The following is a 20,108-nucleotide window of genomic DNA, read 5'->3' on the forward strand; positions in this document are numbered from 1 at the left end:
CGGCCTTGATTTGATCCTCTGCCGCCTGAAACACAGGAGGAAGGGCGCAGGATGGACAAGACAGGCAGGCATGGCGGGCAGATCCTTGTCGAGGCGCTGAAGGCGAACGGCGTCACCCGCGTCTTCTCGGTCCCCGGCGAAAGCTTTCTGGCGGTGCTGGACGGGCTTTACGATTCGGGGATCGAGAATATTGTCTGCCGGCAGGAGGGCGGCGCCGCGATGATGGCCGAAGCGACGGCGAAGCTGACCGGGCGCCCCGGTGTGGCGATCGTGACGCGCGGTCCCGGTGCCACCAATGCCAGCGCCGGCGTCCATGTCGCGCGCCAGGATTCGACTCCGATGATCCTGCTGGTCGGCCAGATCGCCCGCGCCGATCGCGACCGCGAGGCGTTTCAGGAATTGAACTATCCGCAGGTCTTCGGCGGCATTGCCAAATGGGCGGCGCAGATCGACGATACCGCCCGGATCCCCGAATACATGGCCCGCGCCTTCCATGTGGCCATGTCCGGCCGACCCGGCCCGGTCGTGCTGGCGCTGCCCGAAGACATGCTGAGCGCCCATTCCGACGCCCCCGATCTGCCCGCCGCGCAGCCGGTGATGAACGCGCCCTCGGCCGACGCCGTGGACGCGGTCATCGCGGCGCTGGCGCAGGCCGAGCGACCGCTGATCGTGCCCGGTGGATCATTGTGGTCCGAGACGGCTGCCGAGAATCTCGCCCGCTTTGCCGCCGCCTGGGATGCACCGGTGGCGGTGCCCTTCCGGCGACAGGACCGGATCGACAACCGGCTGCCGCAATATGTCGGCGATCTCGGCGTCGGCATGAACCCGCAGCTTGGCGCGGCGCTCGGCGAGGCGGATCTGGTGATCTCGCTGGGCTCGCGGCTGGGGGACACGCTGACCAATGGCTATGCGCTGATGGACCCGGCCGGGCAGGGCCGGCGGATCGTCATGGTCCATCCCGACCCGGACGAGATCGGGCATCTCTGGCGCGCGGATCCCGGCATCTGCGCCGATCCGCAGGCGATGGTCGCGGCCCTCGCTGCGCGCCCGGCCACGCGCCGCTTCACCGACTGGACGACCGGGCTGCGCGCCCGCTACGAGGACTGGCAGACCCTGCGCCCGACGCCGGGCGCCGTGCGGATGGAAAACATTATCCGCTGGCTGTCCGATCACTTGCCCGAAGACGCCGTCCTGACCAATGGCGCGGGCAATTACGCGGCCTTTCTGCATCGCTATTTCCGCTTCAAACGGCCCTTCACCCAGGCGGCGCCGACCTCGGGCAGCATGGGTTATGGGCTGCCCGCCGCCATCGCCGCCAAGCTGAACACGCCGGACCGCGTGGTGGTCTGCCTCGCCGGCGACGGCTGCCTGCAGATGACCGTGAACGAGCTGTCGACCGCCGCCCAGCACGGCGCCCATGTGATCGTCATCGTCGCCAATAATGGCCAATACGGCACCATCCGCATGCATCAGGAGCGCCACTATCCGGCCCGCGTCTCGGGCACGGCCCTTGCCAGCCCCGATTTCGCCGCGCTGGCGCGCAGCTATGGCGGTCATGGCGAGGTGGTGACGGCAGATGCCGATTTTCCCGCCGCCTTCGCCCGCGCAGAGGCGGCGGGCAGCCTCGCCGTGATCGAGCTGCGACTGGACCCCGAGGCGCTGACCAGTTCGGCCACGTTGTCACAGATCCGCGCGTCGGCGCAGGGCTGACGCAATCGGGTTGCCCCAATCGCGGTGCGGCGCTAGAGACGTGCCGCAACTGACCGTGAGGAGGCGCGCGTGACCGACGATCCGAAGACGCTGGTGTCGACCGAATGGCTGGCGGCGCATCTGGATGTTCCGGGGCTGCGCATCCTCGATGCCAGCTGGCACATGCCGGCGGCCGGGCGCGACGCCCTTGCCGAATATGCGGCCGCCCATATCCCCGGCGCGCGGTTCTTCGACATCGATGCCGTGGCCGACCCGGACACCGATCTGCCCCATATGCTGCCCACGCCCGAGGCTTTCGCCCTTGCTGCAGCGGCGCTCGGGATCGGCGATGGCGATCAGGTGGTGATCTATGATGACGCCGCCACCCGCAGCGCCGCCCGAGTCTGGTGGACCTTCCGGGCGATGGGGCATGACCGCGTGGCGGTGCTGGATGGCGGTCTGGCGAAATGGCGCGCCGAGGGTCGCGCCCTGACCGATGCCACCCCCGCCGTGCCGGATGGGCATCTGACGGCACATCCGCGCCCCGATCTGGTCCGCGACGCGGCTGAGGTGGCCGAGGCTTCGGCCAGCGGCAGTGCCCAGATCATCGACGCCCGCGCCGCCGACCGCTTCCGCGGCGACATGCCCGAGCCGCGCCCCGGCCTGACCAGCGGCCATATGCCCGGCGCGCGCAATCTGCCCTTCGGCCAGCTTTACAACCCCGATGGCACCATGAAAGACCCGGCCGCCCTTCGCGCCGCCTTCGACGCTGCCGGGGTCGACCTGTCGCGCCCCGCCATCACCAGCTGCGGATCGGGCATCACCGCCGCCTCGCTGTCGCTGGCGCTGGAACGGCTGGGGCATCGCAATCACGCGCTCTATGACGGCTCCTGGGCCGAATGGGGCGCGCTACCCGACGTGAAAACCGCAACCGGAGACGCATGATGCTGGGCAATCTGAAACCCCAAGCCCCCGACAAGATCCTGTCCTTGATGGCCGAGTTCAAGGCCGATACCCGTCAGGGCAAGATCGATCTCGGCGTCGGTGTCTACAAGGATCCGAACGGGCTGACCCCGGTGATGCGTGCCGTCAAGGCGGCGGAACGGAAGATCTGGGAAACCCAGACCACCAAGACCTATACCGCGCTGGCGGGCGAGCCAGAGTATCGCGACGCCATGGCCACGCTGGTGCTGGGCGATGTGGGCAAGGGGCGTGTGGCCTCGGTCGGCACCGTCGGCGGCACCGGTGCGATCCGTCAGGCGCTGGAACTGGTGCGCATGGCCAACCCGGATGCGGTGATCCATGTCTCGGACCCGACCTGGCCGAACCACTTGTCGATCATGAACTTCATGGGTCAGGCCTATGAAATGTATCCGTATTTCGACAGCGCCACCCGTGGCGTCGCGTTCGAGGCCATGCTGGACGGCCTCAGGCGCGCGAAGAAGGGTGACGTGGTATTGCTGCATGGCTGCTGCCATAACCCGACCGGCGCGAACCCGACCGCCGAGCAATGGGACGCCATCGCCGAGGTGCTGGAACAGACCGGGGCGATCCCGCTGATCGACCTCGCCTATCAGGGTTTTGGCGATGGTCTGGAAGAAGACGCCGCCGCCACCCGGATGATCGCGCTGCGCCTGCCCGAGGTGCTGATCGCCGCCTCGTGTTCGAAGAATTTCGGCATCTACCGTGAACGCACCGGCATCCTGATGACGCTGACCGCCGACGACAAGGCGCGCGAGCTGTCGCAGGGCGCGATGGCCTATCTGAACCGGCAGAATTACAGCTTCCCGCCCGATCACGGGGCGCGGATCGTTTCGACCATTCTCGGGGACGAGGGGCTGACGGCCGACTGGAAGGCCGAACTGGAGGAGGTGCGCCAGACCATGCTGGGCCTACGCACGCAACTGGCCGAGGAACTGCGCCTGCTGACAGGCACCGACCGCTTCGACTTCCTCCAGCGCCATCGCGGCATGTTCTCGCGCCTGGGCGCCACGCCCGAGCAGGTCGAGAGGATGAAGCAGGAGGCCGGGATCTATATGGTCGGGGATTCGCGCCTGAACATCGCCGGGCTGAACCGCGATTCCATCCCGGTTCTGGCCCGCGCCATCGTCGAGGCGGGCGTCTGAGAGCTTGCCGATCACCTTGAAAAGGGGGCCTCGGCCCCCTTTTCAATTCGGCGCGGCCAACCTGCGGCGGGCGCCATCGCGCGCGGCGAATGCCACCTCGCCTTCATGCGGCGCGTCGGCAAAGCTGGCGACGGTGACGGTTGGCGCGAGATCGGGGAAATGGTAAACTGCGACCACATTGAACGGGCCGCCGCCCGAATGCCCGATGGCGCGTCCGGCGGGGCCGAAGCGACCGCTCATCAGGCCAAGCCCATAGCCGCATTCCGTCCATGGCCGCCCGGCGATCGCGCCCCCAGGTGGGTGGCGGATCAGCATCTGCGCAAGCGCTTCCGGGCCTAGCAGGTGGCCGGTGAACAGACCATGCAAAAGCCCCGTCACATCGGGGGCGGCGCAGGGTGGATGAGCCGGTGGCAGAAGATGTGCGGAGGCTGCGCCATCTGTCGGCCTAGCATATCCGGGCCAGCGGCGGCCATGGTTTCGCAGCCGTCCTGTGGTCCGGCGAGGTTAGTAGTAACCTGAGCAGGTCCAGACCGGGCTGTCGGGTTTCCAACGGCAGGTGTTGAAGCCGGGGCCGGTATAGCTGAATTCCAGCACGGTGACGGGTGGCGTGGCAGTCTTGGACGCGAGGCCCGGCGCGCCGTAGCTGAACGGCTGCACCCGGTTGCGGGGCAGGGTCAGTTGATAGGAGATGTTGCTGCCATTGTCGCGCAGCCGGCGGACATTGGCGGGAAGTCCGGTAGGCAAAGCCTGTTCGATGGTCTTGGGGGCATGTCCATGGGTGGTCTGGAATGCCGACAGAGCATTCGTCACCGGCGTCAGCTGCTTGAAACTGGTCTTTGCCTGACGGCATTGCACCGGGGCACAGCAGCCACTCAGCAAAGTCAGCGCTGCAAGCGCTGTGACGATCCGCCAGCGCATGGTGGGCGGCCCCTAATGCTGCGGCTTGGCAATATGGGTTTCGATATAGGCGCGCAGTTCCTCGATCTCCTCGCTGGCCTCCTGTAGGGCGCCGCGGGCCGTTGCCAGTTCCGCGGCCGAGAAAGCCAGCCGTTCGTGCATCGCAGCCTCGCGATTCAGGCCTTCGCCGGTGACGCGTTCAAGCGCGGCCTCGGCCGCGTGCAGGTCCTCGGCCAGCCGATCCAGCACCTTCAGTTCGGCATTGCCGGGGCGGGTCAGCCGGCCGACCAGCCAGCAGGAAAGCCAGCCCAGAAGGAAAGCTGCGAACATTATCAGCGCAATGGCGAGGATCAGATTGTCGCGGGTCATTGGGCCTCCTCGGCGGGGGTGTCGGGGGCATCCGTCGCCGCGGCGGCAGCGCCTTCGTCGGGGCGACCGGGCGGACGTGGCGCGTCGGTCCCGGCATCCTCGACAACGGGTGACGGCTCGATCTGCGGGGGCGTGGCCAGAATATCAGTATCAAAGGCCGGGGCGGGCACGCCCGAGTTGTCGGGGGTGTCGGCCATATCGGGGGGCTGGGCGCGGCGCAGGGCCTCGGCCGCGGCTTCGGGCGTCGAGGTCTTGCCGACCAGTTCGGGGACCGCACCGACTGGCACCCGCACCGGATCGGGTGAAAGCAGCGTGACCTCGATCCGGCGGTTCGCGTCGCGGCCTTCCTGGGTGTCGTTCTCGGCGATCGGGCGGGTTTCGCCGTAACCTTGCGACACCATGTTCTGCACCGCCAGCCCCGCCGCGCGCATGGCTTCAAGCACCGTCTGCGCGCGTTCGCGCGACAGGATCAGGTTCGAGTCGTCGCCGCCCTGCGCATCGGTATGACCGGCGATCTCCATCCGGTAATCGCCGCATTCGGCAAGGATGGGACGCATCTCCTCCAGCACCGGGGCGATGTCGCCGGCGATTTTGGCGCCGCCCGGCTCGAACCCGACTTCGGATTGCAGCAGCGCCGCGTTCAGGCGGTCGACGCAGGCGGCGGCGTCGGGAAGTTCGATGGTCGGATCGCGATAGCGGTCGTAGGCCAGCGTCAGCGCGTAATCAGCGCCCGCGCCAAGCCGCATCGACAGCGCCGCGATGGCCTTTTCCGGGGCCAGCGGATCGCCGCTGACACCATTGAGGCGGATCAGATCCTGCGTCACTTCCAACCGGCCCTCATCGACCAGGCCCATCGCGTCGAGCCCCGCCATCACCCGCAGCGCCCAGCCCTCGGGCAGGGCTGGGTCGAGGCGCAGGTCGCCCCCGGTCGGGCCGAGCTGGGCGCGGGCCAGCGATTGCACGGTCTGGCGCATGGTGTCGTCGGACACGACCCCGGCGATCGAGGCCTGCCCCCCCGCGTCGATATCGGCGGTGAAGCTGGCGGGGCCTTCATCGGGCGCAGGTTCGGCGAGGCTGGCATTCAGGTTCCAGCCGCTGGGCAGTTGTGCGGCCAACTGGTCCATCTGCCGGGTCAGTTCAGGCGCCGAGAGGTCGGCGGGTCCGGTGACCTGGATGCTGCGATCGGTGATGGCGAGGGTGCCGGGGCCCAGTTCCTGCATCGCCGCCAGTGCGGCGATCACCACATGAGTCCAGCCGGCCGGCGCGCCGATCCCCAGCGCGCAATCCGGCGCCGGCGCCCCGGCCTGGGCGGCCGCGGCGAGGATGGCGTCGCGCGCCTCGGTGGTGTCGGCGGCGCAGATTTCCAGCGCGGCGCCCTCGGTCCCGCGCACGAAACGCAGCCGATAGGGCGCGATCACCGGCAAGGGGGCGGTCACGGTGGCCTGCAGCGTGATCCCTTCGGGCAGGGCGTTGCGCAGCGCGGCGTCCAGCCGGGTCTTGTCGGCGGGGTCCTTCGCATTGGCCTGAATGCGCACCGTGCCGGGCGTCACCGAGATGGTGCCCTGTTCCAGCATCACCGCCGCGCGAAGGGCGTAATCCAGCGCCGGCTGCCAGTCCTTGGGCGGCGGAAAGGCGGCAGTGCTGGTCAGATCGGCGACCTCGACCCCGGTGCCGGTCAGCCGCGCGGCCATGGCGTCGCGGTCGGTGCGGGCGGGCACCAGCCCGATCAGCGACAGGCTGTCGCCCTGGCGCAGCAGTTCCAGCGAGAATTTCGGCGGCTCCAGCATGTCACGCTCGGCGACGGTCATCTGGTCCAGGATGCGACGGTCATCGACCAGCCCGCTGGCGGTGGTCAGCACCCGGAAACGGGCGACCTCGTCAGGGGCGGTGCCGCGCAGCCGCACGATCAGCCCATCGGTGCTGACCGAGGCCCAGTCCTGCCCCTCGGCCGCCAGCGCGCGGCGGATCTGGGCGGCGCTGCGGGTCTCGATCTCGGACGCGATGCGGATGGCGGCCTGCCAGCTTCCCAGCCCGGCCGCGACCAGCAGGAACAGCGTCAGGACTACCTGTCCCACACTGCGTCCCGGCCGCGTGGGCGGGTCTGGTATCGGCTGTTCGTTCATAGCGATGGGTTAATCTCGCCGGGCAAGGTTGTAAATCATGCCGTTACACACGAAGCCGTGTCAGCTGGCAAGCTGCAACAGTCCGGCAAGGGCCAGCGATACCGCCAGGATCAGCCCCGCATCCCGGTTCGACCGGAACAGCATCAGTTGGTTCTGGTCGTCATGAAGATCCAGCATATAGAGCTGCCAGACCAGATGCGCGGCAAAGCCCATCAGCCCCGCCATTGCCACCCACCAGCCGAACCCGGCGATGCCGGTGGCCGAAATCGCCAGCGCCAGCAGCGTGACCGCCAGCGCGCCGAAGACCGCCAGCCAGCGCGGCGTCTCCTCGCCGAACAGCCGGGCGGTGGATTTCACCCCGATCAGCGCATCATATTCGGCATCCTGATGGGCATAGATGGTGTCATAGAAAACCGTCCAGGCGATGCCGCCGAACCAGGCGATGATCGGCGCCAGGTCCAGGCCGCCGTGATGCGCCGCATAGGCCAGCATCACCCCCCAGTTGAAGGCGATGCCCAGAAAGACCTGCGGCCACCAGGTGAAGCGCTTGGCAAAGGGATAGACCAGCACCGGCAACAGGCTGAGAACCCCCAGCCAGATCGCCGCACGCCCCAGCGTCAGCAGCACCAGAAGCCCGATCGCCAGTTGCAGCACCAGCCAGACATAGGCGCCCCTGAGCGTTACCTGACCCGAGGGCAGGGGCCGGTTGCGGGTGCGGTCGACCGCGCCGTCGATCTCGCGATCGGTGATGTCGTTCCAGGTGCAGCCGGCGCCGCGCATGACCACCGCGCCAATGGCGCAGGCGGGATAGATCCACAGGTCGAACCAGCGCGGCCCGCTGGCCATCATCGCCAGACCGATCCCCCACCAGCAGGGCAACAGCAACAGCCAGGTCCCGATCGGCCGGTCGATCCGGCTGAGCCGCAACCACGGCCGCCAATGCGCCGGCGCACGCGTGTCGACCCAATTGCCATTGACCGCATCGCGCACGGCATCTGGTATTTGGAAGGCGGTTTTCATAGGAATGGCCCATGTCAAAAGTCAGGCTGTTCATAGATCACCCGCTCGCATCGGGGCAAGCCGTCCCCTTGAACGCGGAACAGGCGCATTACCTGTCAGGGGTGATGCGGTTGCCGGCGGGCACGGTGATCGAGGTGTTCAACGGCCGCGACGGCGCGTGGGACGCTGAAATCACCTCCGCTTCGAAGCGCGGCGGAGAGCTGGCCCTGCGCGCGCAGGTCGCCCCGCAGCGCGATCCGCCGGACCTGTGGCTGATCTTCGCGCCGATCAAGAAGGCGCGCACCGATTTCATCGTCGAGAAGGCGGCCGAGCTGGGCGCCGCGCGCATCCTGCCCGTGCAGACCGATTTCACCAATTCCGAGCGCATCCGTCAGGACCGCCTGCAGGCCCATGCGGTCGAGGCGGCCGAGCAATGCGGGGGCACCTTCGTGCCCGAGGTCACCGATCTGACCAGCCTGTCGAAGCTGCTGAACGGATGGGACCCGGCACGGCGCATTCTTTGGGCCGACGAATCGCGGCTCGGGCCCGCGGATGCGTTGTCGGACCTGCCGCGCGGCCCTTGGGCGGTGCTGATTGGCCCCGAGGGGGGCTTTTCACCCGCCGAACGCCAGCGGCTTCGTGACGCTACGTTCGTCATGCCGATCAGTCTCGGCCCACGGATTTTACGCGCCGATACGGCGGCGGTATCGCTGCTGACGCTGTTTCAGGCCCATTTGGGCGACTGGTGATGCCGCATCGCAGCGTCAGCCGTCGCGGATATCGGGGGCAAATGCGCAGAATCGGATCAAATTCGCGTTAAAATCCGCGCCGATGCCGGCAAATCATGCCCCGGACGCATAGCGGCGTTGCGGCCTTTGGGGCTGGTTGCAGGCGCAGCATCGGCCTATTTCAGCGGCACGGAATGAACCGCGCCTGATCCGGCGCCGAACAAAGTGAGGATGTAGACATGACCACGATGACCCTGACGACCCGCGTCCCGGCTGAAACCAACGGCTTCTTCGCCCGCATCACCGAAGCCGTGCGCGGCTGGATGCTGCGCATGGAAACCCGCGCCGAGCTGGAACGCCTGAGCGACCGCGAACTGAACGACATCGGTCTGACCCGCGCCGATATCGACGCTGTGGTGAACCACCGTGCCTGAAGGTTGCGCCGCGGCGCCGACCGACCGAACCCCGGCCAAGCAGTAATGCGGCCGGGGTTTTTTCTTGCCTGAAGGCCGGTTGACGCGCGCCCGCGGGATCCGGCTTTGCGTCGCCCCCTCTGGTGTTTGGCCCTTCTGATCCCTTAATGATCGGTGAAGACACCGGCACCCGAGGTGAAACCGCCTGAGGGTGGCCGCGTTGACGCAGAACTGCGAAAGGGTGAGACGATGGCCAATCACGCGATTTTTGACCGTCCGATGGATGGACCGATCCCGAAAGGGTTCGAACAGGCGATTTTCGGCATGGGCTGCTATTGGGGTGTCGAGCGGCTGTTCTGGGAACAGCCCGGCATCTGGATGACGCAGGTGGGCTTTGCCGGCGGCACGGTCCCGAACCCGACCTATGACCAGGTCTGCGCCGGGAATACCGGCCATGCCGAGGTGGTGCATCTGGTCTATGATCCCTCGCGCATCAGCTATGATCACCTGCTCAAGCTGTTCTGGGAGAATCACGATCCCACCCAGGGCGACCGCCAGCACAATGATATCGGCGATCAGTATCGCTCGCTCATCATGTATTACACCGACACGCAACGCGCTCAGGCCGAGGCGTCGAAGATCGATTATGACAACCGGCTGGCGGTCGGCGGACGCGGCAAGATCACCACCCAGATCCTGCCGGTCGATCATTTCTATCCAGCGCCGGAGCCAGACCATCAGCAATATCTGCACAAGGTCCCGGACGGCTACTGCAGCATGCGCGGCACCGGCATCAAGGCGGTGATGCCCGAAGGACATGAGCTTCCCTGATGCCAACCTGGACCGCCCTGACCCATGTCATCGGCCGCGAGGCTGCCGCGAACCTGGCCGATCTGTGCGAGGAGTTGCAGCCGGAACCCGTCGGCACCGGCATCTTCGAGATCGAGGACGGCTCCGACCGTTGGGAGGTCGGCGCCTATTTCACCGATCCGCCGGACGAGATCGGCCTGGCGTTGCTGGCCGCCGCGCAGGGTGCCAATCCCTTCGTCATCAGCGAATTGCCGGAAGTCGACTGGGTCGCCCATGTGAAGCGCGAACTCACCCCCGTTTCCGCCGGGCGGTTCTTCGTCTATGGCAGCCATGACGCCGACAAGGTGCCCCCCGGTGCCGAGGCGTTGCTGATCGAGGCGGCGATGGCCTTCGGCACCGGCCATCACAACACCACGCGCGGTTGTCTGCTGGCGCTCGACCGGCTGATCGATACCGGCTGGCAGCCCCATCGGGTGGCCGATATCGGCGCGGGCACCGCCGTGCTGGCGATGGCGGCGGCGCGGGTCTGGCCGGGCACGGTGCTGGCCTCCGACATCGACCCGGTCGCGGTGGATGTGGCCGAAGCGAATGTGATCGCCAATGGGCTGGACGGACGGGTGGCCTGTTTTCAGGCGGTCGGATTCGACCATCACCTTCTGGACGACGCGGCGCCCTTCGATCTGGTCTTCGCCAATATCCTGAAACAGCCGCTGATCGACCTCGCGCCCGACATGGCGCGCCACGTCGCCCATGGCGGCCGGGCGATTCTGTCGGGGGTGCTGACCACCCAGGCGGATGAAGTGCTCGCCGCCTATAATGCCGCCGGGTTCGATCCGGAAAGCCGCGAGGATCTGGGCGATTGGACCGCGCTGGTGGTGCAGCGTCGCTGATTGGCGAAATCTCGCCGTCCCGAGAATATCCGAGGCCCCGGATCGCCTGTCCGGGTCCTTTTGCGTGCAGCGCAGGCCTGACGATCGGGATTGAACAGGAAGGCGGCACTTGCCTTCGCGGCAGGCACGGGCAGACCAGTGGGACTGGCGACCCGTCTTCGCGGCACCTCGGCACGGCCAGCTTAACCAAAACGCGGTCCGCGGCCGTGCGATTGTCGGGGCTCTGCCGTGCCGTTTCGGTTGGGCGATGTTCCGGTCCAAAGCATTCCGCCGCTGTAATGATCCCGCGCGGGGGCACTGGCGTGTGGATCCTCAGCATTTCTGCGGTCGGGTTTGGAGGCGAACCCGGCGGCTTTTGCGCGCGGCCGTCGCAGGGTGCCCGGATTACGGCGGAGATGGATGGCAGAATTTTGGCAAGGGCAGGGAACCGGGGTGCGGGCAGTCCGGTCGGAGCCTGGGCCGAACATCGGGCATTCCGGTAAGAAGCTGAAAGCACGTCTTAAAATTTAATCGGTGGGGCGAGTATTGTCCTGTCGCTACAGAATTATCCTATATTTGCGATTTATATATTTCGTCAAACCTGCCGACCCCCTATATCTTTTGTCTGCATCGTATATGAATTATTTCAATCAATTAAGAATTGGCGAAATGGCAACGGCGGCGCTTGGGTCGTTCTTGCCAATTTTCGGTAAAGTTGCAGTAAGCAATCGCCGCTCGATCTTGAGGTGTGTTCCTGGCCCCCAACCTGACCTTCGGCTGACGTCGGGCGAGGCCGAATTTGCGTGGAGCAAACTCGGTCTAAGGAAGTTCTGCCGCACATGCAGCATGGCGTGGCAGCGGACTTCTTATGCCTTGTTTCTTTTTGGTAACTGGCTTGAAAAACCTGCCTCATCGCCGCTCAGACGCTGCGCCGAGTGCAGGAAATCACAGCAAATTCAATACAACTATCTGTAAATACACAAATTAGTTAGGTGTCTGAGGTCGGCGGTTTATCGCCGGCAATCATGGGAGGAGTGAATTTATATTCACTCTCCTTCTGCGTTTACCCTGAATGCTTCAAACGAAACAACCAGAAGTTTTATTAATATCCAGTTCAGTGCAAATTGCGACAATCCGCCTATGCTGCGATGCAGCGCTTTACAGGTATCGCTAACACCATTAATTATCTTTCCCGTGCGGTTAACGTTCATTAACGGCAACGATGCGTCAAATGGCAAAGGACGACGGTGAATAGTTATGATCAACGTTGATAATCAGCATTTTGCTTCCTCTACGGAAGTGCGCCGGGTGCGTGCGCCCGAGCTTGCCGCTGAAAACAGCTGGTACCGCAATGGCGGGAAGCGGGCATTCGATATTGCGGCCAGTACCCTGGGCCTGGTCGTCTTGGCCCCTGTGCTTGCCGTAATCGCGGCAATCATTTTCCTATATGACCGCGGCATGCCGATCTTCGTGCATCGCCGGTTGGGTCAGGGCGGCGAAAGCTTCGGCTGCATCAAGCTGCGCTCGATGGCCATGAACGCCGAGGAACGCCTCAAAGGCCTGCTCGACAGCTCGCCCGAGATGCGTCGGGAATGGAACGAGTCGCAGAAGCTGACCAACGACCCGCGCGTGACCGGCATCGGGAACTTCCTGCGCAAGACCAGCCTTGACGAGTTGCCGCAGCTTTTCAACGTGCTCAAAGGCGAGATGAGCCTGGTCGGGCCGCGCCCGATCGTTCAGGACGAACTGCCCCGCTATGGCAGCGACGCGGCCGCCTATCTGCGTGTCCGCCCCGGCCTCACCGGCCTGTGGCAGACCACCGGGCGCAACGATGTCAGCTATGACGAGCGCGTCGGCATGGACGTGGCCTATGAGCGCGATATCTCCTTCACGGAAGACCTGCGCATCATGGCGATGACCGTGGTGACGATGCTGCGCCGCACCGGCAAGTAACCGCGCGGGCGCCGAACCCCAGGGGCGCGGGCGCGGCAGCGCCAGCCCCATCTCCTGCGCATGCCCGGGGCGCCCGAGGTCCTGCAGCGGTGCGCCCGGCACCAGCCAGCCGACAACCCGTATCGATCACCCCTGCCGGATCTGCGCCCGCCTGCGGCGCCCCGGCAGGCGCTGCGGGGCAGCCATGGCTGACACAGCTTTCGCGCAACATCCCCTTCACGCAAGACCCGCCCATGCGGGCGATCACCGTGATCAGGATGCGGCGGCGGTCCGGGACACGACCGGGCGGTCGCCGAAGCTGCGGGGCGGCCGCGGCAGCGCCAGTCCCACGCCCAGAGCGATCCAGCCGCCGAAGAAGCGGAAGCTGTCGATGCTGACCCCCAGAAGCATCCAGCCGATCAGCGTCATCGCCACCGCCAGATGCATCCGCCCCAGATAGGTGGTGCCGTCCGCCATCATCAGCGAGCGCAGCAGCACCGGCAGGATAAGCGACAGCCAGCTGAGATAGCCGATGATGCCCAGCTCTGCCAGCAGGCGCACATGCAGCGAATAGGCGGGCGGCCACGCCAGTTCGATATCGGCCTCGGTGACATAGCTGCGCACCTCCGAGCTGCGCATGTCGTCCATGTGGATATGCGAGGGATAGTTGAAGCCGTATTGGGCGAAGCCCACGCCGAAGACCGGGTTTTCCCGGAACATCGACATGCCGGCGCGCACCGCTGCCAGTCGGGTGATGTTGGAGACATTCTCGACCCCGCCATCCTTGTCGATCATGCCGTCCACGCTGCCGAACTCGATCAGGTTGGACACTTTCGTGGCCACGGATTCCCCGACGCCCGGCGTCGCCAGCACCGTCATCGCCGCAATGCATATGGCGGTCACGCAATGGACGATATAATCCTTCCTCCGCCGCATGAAGGCCGCCAGCAGAACCAGATACTGGATTCCGATCACCAGCATGGCGGTGCGCGACTGGGCGAGGAACATCGACAGGATGACGAACCCGGCATAGAGGAACAGCTTCACCGGCGTCGCCCGCGTCATGGCGAAGGGGAAGATGAAGGTCAGCATCACCGCCGCCCAGGAGGCTTCGAAGGCGGTCAGCCGCATCCGCAGGGGGTAGTATTCATTGGTCTCGGCGTGGATGAAGACCGACATCCCCTCATAGATCTGCGAAAAGCCCGGCACGCCGGACCAGCTCGCGGTCTCGAACACGGCCACCACGGCCATGACCCACAGCGCCACCTCGGCCCCGCGCGAGATGTCGCGCCGGTTGGCGCTGCTGGCGAGGTTGAAGAACAGCAGCGTCACCAGCGGCCCCAGTAGCACCGCCATGCCTTGGGTGATGACCCTGCTCATCCCGCTGCGGCCCTTGAAATAGGCGGTCGAGACGGCCTCGTAATTGACGGCGATGCTGACCACGATCAGGATGATGAAGATCAGCAGCAGCACCGAAAACAGCGGCGGCAGCGCCACCCGCCCCGGATTGCGCAGCAACATCAGGAACGCCAGCGGAAACAGATAGACGAATGCGTCCTTCGACAGCTCGCCAAGCGGCAGGAAAGGCTGCAGGTCGTTGAAAATGGTGGCCACGATCAGCAGGATCACCAGCCAGCGCGGAAGGATGCGGCTGGAGATCATGCGGCTGGCCGCCGCGATCATCGCCAGACCTTCTTCTTTACCGCCGTGAGCCAGCTGAAGGGGAGCGCCATGAAGGTCAGCGTCCGCGCCACGCCCAGATAGGAATGGGGGTCGTTCCAGCCGAAATATTCCCGCTGCACCCCCAGACGCGAGACCAGGTTGCGCTTGCGCTTGGCAGCGGTGGTGCCGGTTTCGCTGACGATATACTGGGTCAGCACCTCGGGGATATTGGCGATGCCGTGCTTGCGCGCCATCCGCACGAACAGTTCGTAATCCTCGGCGGTCCTGTAGCGGTCGGAATACAATCCGACCTCGCGCAGGAAATCGCTGCGGATCATGATGGTCGGATGCAGCATCGCGGGCACATAGCGCTGGCGGCGATTCATCGCCGCTGATTCGGTCGGAAAGCGCAAAGTAAACAGATAATCGCCGTCGTCGTTCACGCAGCGCGCCCAGGTCCCGAGGATGCCGATATCGGGATGTGCCTCCATGAAGGCAAACTGCTTCTCGAAGCGTCCGGTGAGCGGAATGTCGCCACAATCCAGACGCGAAATATAGGTGTAGCCGCGGTCGAAAATGGTCGCGATGCCGGCATTCAGCGCGTGCTCGATCCCCTGATTGCGGTCCAGCCGCTGCAGGGTGACGCGGTGGCTGCCGCAATGATCGGGGGCGGTGATCGGCGTGGGCGAGCCGTCGTCCACGACCACGACATCGAAGGGAAAGCTGTCCTGCGCGAGAATGCGCAGCGTTTCGTCCAATCCGGTCTGGTCGCGGAAGACCGGGATGAGGACGCAGATTTCGGGCCGGCCGTCGGCGGTGACGGGGGGGCGGGTCATGCCGAAGCTCCCTCACGGCGGGCGCGGCGATGACGCTGAATGCGCTCGCGGATCAGCCCGATCGACAGGCCCGCCAGCAGGCCCGCGAGGACCCCCAGCATCAGCAGGATCGGCTTGACGTTGAAACCGCTGGGCCGTGTCGGCACCAGAGCGGGCGAGAAAAGCTGCACGGTGATCTCGGGTTCGCCCATGCGGCTTTGAATCTGGCGGTGCTCCAGCAACAGGCGCTCATAGACGACGGCGGTGGCGGCGACCTCGCGCTCGGCCTCGCGCTGGCTGGCATAAAGCTGGGCGTTTTCGGCGATGGCCTGCTCCTGCCGGCCCTCGACCCAGACATCATTCCGCTGCGCCAGCAGGCGGACCTTTTCGCGCATGGTCTGCGCGATCTTTTCGGCGGCTTCCAACCCGTTGGTCAACTCGGCGATCTGCTGTTGAAGATTGGCCAGCATCTTGGCATAGACGGCGTTGCGCAATTCCAGCCGGTAGCGCAGATAGCCCTCGGCCACGGCATTGGCGGCGTCGGCAGCCAGCAGCGGACTTTCCGACAGATAGGTGAGGTTGATCACGAAGGACCGGCCACTGTTGTTCACCGTCAGCTGCTGCGACAATGCGCGCAACAGTGCCTGCCGGGTTTCGTCATCCATGGCGTCGAGGTCGGTGGGAACGGGGTCGATCTTGGCCGATTGCGCCAGCAGGGCGAAACCTTCGGGCGACATTTCGGCCAGGGCGTGGTTCAGCACCGCGCTGGTGCTGATGGTTTCGACCATGGTCGAGGTCGCGGTGGCGTCGCCGGTTTCGTCCGGGCCCTGGTCATTGGTGGTGATCAGACCCGAGCGGCTGGCATCCGAAATCAGCCGCGCCGTCGCTGCATACCGATCGGGTATCCCTTGGGCCACCACATAGGCACCCGCCCCGCCCATGGCCGCCAGCAGCAGCGAGATGAGCAGGTTCTTGCGGATAACCCGGAACACATCGCCAAACGTGAAGGGATCGGGGGCTTTGCGCATGTCAGCCTCGGCAAATTGCGGGAAGGTGGGCAGGGGGGTGACCGGCCTGCGGACCCGCGTTGGGCAGATCCCTGTGGTCCCGGCACGGCACCGGCTGGCCGCCTGCACCGTCCGTCAGCGCGGCAGGGGCCAGGCCCATGGCCACCGAGGCACGAAAATTCTGGCTCACTGCCATCACCCCTCAAAAAACTGCCGGCGGAACAGAAAACAGGTCCGGCGCCGCGGTATTATCCCGAAAAGCCCCGACAGGTCGAGCAGTGCCGCACCGGTTTCGATCACTATCCCCGGCGTGCCGGGGCAAAATGGGCAGAAGATCGCCGGTCGGGGTCCGTTTTTGCCTACACATCGGGCTTTGCGGCCGGTTCGGCGCCTATCCCCCGCTCATCTCCTTGCTGCGGCGGTCCAGCTCCTGCCAGATGCGCAGAACGGCTGCGGCCCTCTCCGGGACCGCCTTGTCGCCAGAGGTTTTCCGGTAGACCCGCCGCAGCGCCGTATAGCCGCGATCGCCGAGTGCCAGCGTGATCGCGCGCCGTGCGGTTTCGCGCGCCGAGACCGGCGGGAACAGGGTCCGGCCGAGACTCAGCATGGCCTGTCCTTTGCGGCCCGCATCGGCCAGCCGCCACACCCGGTCCTGAAGGTGATAGCCGCTTTTGGCGGCCGCCGACCAGTCGTGGGACTCGCGTAGGTACCAGGCATGGGACCATTCCACGGTGGCATTGTCGGTGGTCAGCCGGTCGGTGCGGGGCGTTTCCTCTTTCACCAGAGCCGGCAGCGGCGAGACGGTGAAGCCGATCCCGGCCCGGTCCAGCCGCATCGCGAGATCGGTGTCCTGATTGACCCGCAGCGTCTCGTCGAAGGGATGGGCGCGGGCGATATCGACCGGCATCGTCAGCATCGAGGTCTGCACCCGCGCGCCGTCGCGATAGACATATTCGACCAGCGATCTGCCGGGCTTCCATGGAGGCTGCACCGTCGGGCGGATCTCGCCGCCGACATGCAGCAGGGCACCGCTGATCAGCACCTGCCGGTCATTCTCGGGCCGTGCGAAGAAGGCCTTGATGTCGTCATAACGGCCCGGAAGCCAGATATCGTCGGAATCGAGGAAGCTGACATGGGTGCCGCGCGCCTCGGTCACGCCACGATTTCGGGCGGCCGAGCCGCGCAGGTGGCGCGGCTGGCGCAGCACCCGCGCGCCCATCTTTTCGGCCAAAGCGTATGCATCAGACAGGTCGGTCTCGGACGCATCATCGACGACCACGATGTCCAGCTCGTCCGCCGTCTGCCCCTCCAGCGACAAAAGCGCGCGCAGCAGCGTCTGCGCGCGGTTGCGATTCGGGATGACGATGGACAGCAGGAAAGGCTTGGACATGGAAACCTTCGGGACTGGGAACTGGAACCTCTGCGCCGCCGGGTATGCGATGTGCGACAGGGTAGGCGGCATCGATATCAGGCGCAACCTGACCATTCGGTGACATCAGCCGGGTTCCGCCGGTCGTCCCACAGGCCCCTTGCGGCGACAGGCAGGGAAACTACGATACATGCCGCCGACCCGATCCGCGCGGCACAGGTTTTTCACAAGTATATACGGACCGATTTTCATGGCCGAGCCGTCCCCTCGTTCCTCCGCCGGAACCGCGCCGCCGTTCTTTTCGATCGTCATTCCGGCCTATAACCGCGCCGACAAGATCGGGCGGACGCTGGCCTCGTGCCTGGCGCAGTCCGACCCGGATTTCGAAATCGTGGTCGTCGATGACGGCTCGCGCGACGACACCCGCGCGGCGGTCGAAGGGATGGGTGATCCGCGAATCCGCTACGTCTGGCAGGAAAATGCCGGCGCCTCGGCTGCACGCAATCGCGGTGGCGCCGAGGCGCGCGGGACGTATGTGGCCTTCCTCGATTCCGATGACGAATTCCTGCCCGGCAAGCTGGCCGCCTTCCGTGCCGCCATCGCGGCGGATGCGGGGCAGGGGGGCGCCGTATGGTATTCGCCGCTGTATTTCCACCGCGGTGAGGACAACCGCATGGTCAAGCCCGACCGCGGCATTGCCGAAGGCCAGCGGGTCGGCGATTACCTGTTCGCCGAAGACGGTCTGATGCAGACCTCGACGCTGGTGATGCCGCGGGCGCTGTTCGGGCAGGTGGGTTTCGATCCGGGGCTGCGCTGCCTCGAGGACCTCGACCTCTGCCTGCGGCTGGAGGAGGCCGGCGCCCGCTTCCGGATGCTGCCCGAGCCGCTGGTGGTCTGGTATGACGACCAGTCCGAGGGGCGGCTTTCCTATACCACCCGGCCGTCCGAGATCACCGATTGGGTCGCCCACCAGTCCGGCCGCCTGACGCCTCGCGCCGAAGCCGGTTTCCTGGCCCGTTTCCTCGCCCCCGAGATCGCGCGGCGCGAGCCGATGCGGGCGCTCGGCATCCTGCGCGCGGCGGTTCAGCAGGGCGGTCTGTCCCAGAAAAGGGCGGCAGCGATCCTGATGCGCGGCGTGGCCCCCGGTGCCTATCGCCGCCTGCGCGATGCGGTTGTAAGGGTGCGCCATGGCCGCGCCTGACATCCATCCCCGCCGGATCGTCCACGTCACCGAGGCCCCCTTGGGCGGCGTCGTCACTTATCTGGAGGAACTGCTGGCGCTGCAGATCGCGACCATGCCCGCGACCGCCATCGACCTGATCACGCCCGCGGTCAATCGTCCGGCGCTGGAACATCTTCAGGGGCCGAATTTCACCCTCATCGACTATCCGATGCGGCGCGGCTCGAAAAAGGATCTGGCCGCGCTCGGGCTGCGCACGATCGGCCATCTGCGCCGCACCCGGCCCGAGATCCTGCATATCCATTCGACCTTCGCCGGGGCGGCGGTCCGGGGGCTGGATCCGCTGATCCCGCGCGGCTGCCGCACCATCTATTGCCCGCATGGCTGGGCGTTTTCGCGTGAAGGCAGCGGGCGCGGCCAGAAGCTGGTGGCGCAGGTCGAACGGCTGCTGAGCAGGGTCACCGACCGGATCGTCTGCATCTCCGATTACGAGCGCCGCGCGGCGCTGGAAATCGGCATCGCCCCGGAAAAGCTGGTGGTCATCGACAATGGCGTCAGCCCCCGCCCCGAAGCGGCCGCCCGGCCCCCCCGCGCCGACGGCAAGTTGCTGATCGCCTTCGCCGGCCGTTTCGACCGCCAGAAAGGCTATGACACCTTCCTTGAGGTGATGCGCCGGCTGGGCGACAGGGCCCATGCGCAGGCGATCGGCAGCGCCATCGTCTCGGCCGAGGCGCTGCCCGCGCCGCCCCCCAATGTCGAATTGCTGGGATGGCAACCGCGCGAGAAGGTGTTCGACCTGTTCGCGCGTGCCGATCTGCTGCTGGTGCCCTCGCGCTGGGAAGGTTTCGGCCTCGTTGCGGTCGAGGCAATGCAGGCGGGTCTGCCGGTCTTCGCCAGCCGGGTGGGTGGGTTGCAGGATGTCGTTGCGGACGGCCGCACCGGACGGCTGTTCACCCCCGATGCGGTCGGCGAAATCGTGGCGCTGATCGAAGGCACGACGCCCGAGCAGTTGCGCGAATATGGGCGGCGGGGGCTGGAACGCTATCGCGAACGCTATACCGCCGACCGCATGGCGCGCGAGATGGCGGCGCTCTACCGCGAGGTCACCTCGGGGTAGGCG

The 20,108-nt window shown here is 66.1% G+C and carries 20 protein-coding genes; 11 read left to right on the forward strand and 9 right to left on the reverse strand.

What is annotated here, in order from left to right; translation table 11 throughout:
- Window positions 1-51 precede the first annotated feature (51 nt).
- From H1S04_RS00175 to H1S04_RS00185, 3 genes are all read left to right on the forward strand, one after another.
- Window positions 52-1,710, forward strand: a complete 1,659-nt coding sequence (locus H1S04_RS00175; protein ID WP_181743558.1) for a thiamine pyrophosphate-binding protein — start codon at window positions 52-54, stop codon at window positions 1,708-1,710.
- Window positions 1,711-1,779: 69 nt separating this feature from the next.
- Entirely contained in the window at window positions 1,780-2,634 is an 855-nt protein-coding gene (sseA, locus tag H1S04_RS00180) for a 3-mercaptopyruvate sulfurtransferase (protein WP_181743559.1), read from the forward strand.
- Window positions 2,634-3,815, forward strand: a complete 1,182-nt coding sequence (locus H1S04_RS00185; RefSeq protein WP_181743560.1) for an amino acid aminotransferase — start codon at window positions 2,634-2,636, stop codon at window positions 3,813-3,815. Before sseA ends, H1S04_RS00185 begins: the two co-directional genes overlap by 1 nt.
- Window positions 3,816-3,857: 42 nt before the next feature.
- On the opposite strand, the gene H1S04_RS00190 is transcribed toward H1S04_RS00185, so the two are convergent.
- From H1S04_RS00190 to ubiA, 5 genes are all read right to left on the reverse strand, one after another.
- A complete protein-coding gene (locus H1S04_RS00190) occupies window positions 3,858-4,193 on the reverse strand; it encodes a hypothetical protein (RefSeq protein ID WP_255435405.1) in 336 nt (111 codons plus the stop codon).
- A gap of 126 nt (window positions 4,194-4,319) precedes the next feature.
- On the reverse strand, window positions 4,320-4,733 hold the full coding sequence (locus tag H1S04_RS00195; RefSeq protein WP_181743561.1) for a hypothetical protein: 414 nt from the start codon (window positions 4,731-4,733) through the stop codon (window positions 4,320-4,322).
- 12 nt (window positions 4,734-4,745) lie between these two features.
- Window positions 4,746-5,081 carry a hypothetical protein gene (locus tag H1S04_RS00200; RefSeq protein ID WP_181743562.1) on the reverse strand — a complete coding sequence of 112 codons (336 nt, stop codon included), beginning with the start codon at window positions 5,079-5,081 and terminating at the stop codon, window positions 4,746-4,748.
- Window positions 5,078-7,204, reverse strand: coding sequence for an OmpA family protein (locus tag H1S04_RS00205; protein ID WP_181743563.1), 2,127 nt, complete (start codon window positions 7,202-7,204; stop codon window positions 5,078-5,080). The genes H1S04_RS00200 and H1S04_RS00205 overlap by 4 nt, the downstream gene beginning before the upstream one ends.
- A gap of 60 nt (window positions 7,205-7,264) precedes the next feature.
- Complete coding sequence (ubiA, locus tag H1S04_RS00210; protein WP_181743564.1) at window positions 7,265-8,224, reverse strand: 4-hydroxybenzoate octaprenyltransferase; 960 nt, start codon at window positions 8,222-8,224, stop codon at window positions 7,265-7,267.
- A gap of 11 nt (window positions 8,225-8,235) precedes the next feature.
- Here ubiA and H1S04_RS00215 point away from each other — a divergent pair, with 11 nt between their 5' ends.
- The 6 genes from H1S04_RS00215 (at window position 8,236) to H1S04_RS00240 (ending at window position 12,976) form a co-directional block, all read left to right on the forward strand.
- Window positions 8,236-8,952, forward strand: a complete 717-nt coding sequence (locus H1S04_RS00215; protein WP_181743565.1) for a 16S rRNA (uracil(1498)-N(3))-methyltransferase — start codon at window positions 8,236-8,238, stop codon at window positions 8,950-8,952.
- Between the two features lie 218 nt (window positions 8,953-9,170).
- Window positions 9,171-9,365: a DUF1127 domain-containing protein gene (locus tag H1S04_RS00220; protein ID WP_181743566.1), complete on the forward strand. Its 195-nt coding sequence runs from the start codon at window positions 9,171-9,173 to the stop codon at window positions 9,363-9,365.
- A gap of 228 nt (window positions 9,366-9,593) precedes the next feature.
- Entirely contained in the window at window positions 9,594-10,175 is a 582-nt protein-coding gene (gene msrA / locus H1S04_RS00225) for a peptide-methionine (S)-S-oxide reductase MsrA (protein WP_181743567.1), read from the forward strand.
- Window positions 10,175-11,044, forward strand: coding sequence for a 50S ribosomal protein L11 methyltransferase (locus tag H1S04_RS00230; protein WP_181743568.1), 870 nt, complete (start codon window positions 10,175-10,177; stop codon window positions 11,042-11,044). The genes msrA and H1S04_RS00230 overlap by 1 nt, the downstream gene beginning before the upstream one ends.
- 615 nt (window positions 11,045-11,659) lie before the next feature.
- Window positions 11,660-11,998, forward strand: coding sequence for a hypothetical protein (locus H1S04_RS00235; protein WP_181743569.1), 339 nt, complete (start codon window positions 11,660-11,662; stop codon window positions 11,996-11,998).
- Window positions 11,999-12,280: 282 nt separating this feature from the next.
- Window positions 12,281-12,976 (forward strand): sugar transferase, encoded by a 696-nt coding sequence (locus tag H1S04_RS00240; RefSeq protein WP_181743570.1) that lies wholly within the window; start codon window positions 12,281-12,283, stop codon window positions 12,974-12,976.
- Window positions 12,977-13,228: 252 nt separating this feature from the next.
- On the opposite strand, the gene H1S04_RS00245 is transcribed toward H1S04_RS00240, so the two are convergent.
- The 4 genes from H1S04_RS00245 to H1S04_RS00260 all read right to left on the reverse strand — a co-directional run bounded on the left by H1S04_RS00245 (window position 13,229) and on the right by H1S04_RS00260 (window position 17,829).
- Entirely contained in the window at window positions 13,229-14,638 is a 1,410-nt protein-coding gene (locus H1S04_RS00245; protein ID WP_181743571.1) for an O-antigen ligase, read from the reverse strand.
- Window positions 14,635-15,453, reverse strand: a complete 819-nt coding sequence (locus tag H1S04_RS00250; RefSeq protein WP_181743572.1) for a glycosyltransferase — start codon at window positions 15,451-15,453, stop codon at window positions 14,635-14,637. Before H1S04_RS00250 ends, H1S04_RS00245 begins: the two co-directional genes overlap by 4 nt.
- Window positions 15,450-16,460 (reverse strand): hypothetical protein, encoded by a 1,011-nt coding sequence (locus H1S04_RS00255; RefSeq protein ID WP_181743573.1) that lies wholly within the window; start codon window positions 16,458-16,460, stop codon window positions 15,450-15,452. The genes H1S04_RS00250 and H1S04_RS00255 overlap by 4 nt, the downstream gene beginning before the upstream one ends.
- A 370-nt stretch (window positions 16,461-16,830) precedes the next feature.
- Window positions 16,831-17,829, reverse strand: a complete 999-nt coding sequence (locus H1S04_RS00260; RefSeq protein WP_181743574.1) for a glycosyltransferase family 2 protein — start codon at window positions 17,827-17,829, stop codon at window positions 16,831-16,833.
- A 229-nt stretch (window positions 17,830-18,058) separates the two neighbouring features.
- Here H1S04_RS00260 and H1S04_RS00265 point away from each other — a divergent pair, with 229 nt between their 5' ends.
- A complete protein-coding gene (locus H1S04_RS00265) occupies window positions 18,059-19,009 on the forward strand; it encodes a glycosyltransferase family 2 protein (RefSeq protein ID WP_181743575.1) in 951 nt (316 codons plus the stop codon).
- Window positions 18,996-20,105, forward strand: coding sequence for a glycosyltransferase (locus H1S04_RS00270; protein WP_181743576.1), 1,110 nt, complete (start codon window positions 18,996-18,998; stop codon window positions 20,103-20,105). The genes H1S04_RS00265 and H1S04_RS00270 overlap by 14 nt, the downstream gene beginning before the upstream one ends.
- The last annotated feature ends 3 nt before the right edge of the window (window positions 20,106-20,108 follow it).

The sequence above is a fragment of the Paracoccus sp. S1E-3 genome (genome assembly GCF_013868135.1).
GTDB lineage: Bacteria > Pseudomonadota > Alphaproteobacteria > Rhodobacterales > Rhodobacteraceae > Paracoccus.

Excerpts from the sequence above, each read along its gene's own strand:
- H1S04_RS00250 (WP_181743572.1), bottom strand. The coding sequence starts at position 15,453 with ATGACCCGCCCCCCCGTCACCGCCGACGGCCGGCCCGAAATCTGCGTC.
- ubiA (WP_181743564.1), bottom strand. The coding sequence starts at position 8,224 with ATGAAAACCGCCTTCCAAATACCAGATGCCGTGCGCGATGCGGTCAAT.
- H1S04_RS00265 (WP_181743575.1), top strand. The coding sequence starts at position 18,059 with ATGGCCGAGCCGTCCCCTCGTTCCTCCGCCGGAACCGCGCCGCCGTTC.
- H1S04_RS00260 (WP_181743574.1), bottom strand. The coding sequence starts at position 17,829 with ATGTCCAAGCCTTTCCTGCTGTCCATCGTCATCCCGAATCGCAACCGC.
- msrA (WP_181743567.1), top strand. The coding sequence starts at position 9,594 with ATGGCCAATCACGCGATTTTTGACCGTCCGATGGATGGACCGATCCCG.
- H1S04_RS00200 (WP_181743562.1), bottom strand. The coding sequence starts at position 5,081 with ATGACCCGCGACAATCTGATCCTCGCCATTGCGCTGATAATGTTCGCA.
- H1S04_RS00175 (WP_181743558.1), top strand. The coding sequence starts at position 52 with ATGGACAAGACAGGCAGGCATGGCGGGCAGATCCTTGTCGAGGCGCTG.
- H1S04_RS00240 (WP_181743570.1), top strand. The coding sequence starts at position 12,281 with ATGATCAACGTTGATAATCAGCATTTTGCTTCCTCTACGGAAGTGCGC.
- H1S04_RS00270 (WP_181743576.1), top strand. The coding sequence starts at position 18,996 with ATGGCCGCGCCTGACATCCATCCCCGCCGGATCGTCCACGTCACCGAG.
- H1S04_RS00235 (WP_181743569.1), top strand. The coding sequence starts at position 11,660 with ATGAATTATTTCAATCAATTAAGAATTGGCGAAATGGCAACGGCGGCG.
- H1S04_RS00205 (WP_181743563.1), bottom strand. The coding sequence starts at position 7,204 with ATGAACGAACAGCCGATACCAGACCCGCCCACGCGGCCGGGACGCAGT.
- H1S04_RS00220 (WP_181743566.1), top strand. The coding sequence starts at position 9,171 with ATGACCACGATGACCCTGACGACCCGCGTCCCGGCTGAAACCAACGGC.
- H1S04_RS00195 (WP_181743561.1), bottom strand. The coding sequence starts at position 4,733 with ATGCGCTGGCGGATCGTCACAGCGCTTGCAGCGCTGACTTTGCTGAGT.
- H1S04_RS00185 (WP_181743560.1), top strand. The coding sequence starts at position 2,634 with ATGCTGGGCAATCTGAAACCCCAAGCCCCCGACAAGATCCTGTCCTTG.
- H1S04_RS00245 (WP_181743571.1), bottom strand. The coding sequence starts at position 14,638 with ATGATCGCGGCGGCCAGCCGCATGATCTCCAGCCGCATCCTTCCGCGC.
- H1S04_RS00255 (WP_181743573.1), bottom strand. The coding sequence starts at position 16,460 with ATGCGCAAAGCCCCCGATCCCTTCACGTTTGGCGATGTGTTCCGGGTT.
- H1S04_RS00215 (WP_181743565.1), top strand. The coding sequence starts at position 8,236 with ATGTCAAAAGTCAGGCTGTTCATAGATCACCCGCTCGCATCGGGGCAA.
- H1S04_RS00230 (WP_181743568.1), top strand. The coding sequence starts at position 10,175 with ATGCCAACCTGGACCGCCCTGACCCATGTCATCGGCCGCGAGGCTGCC.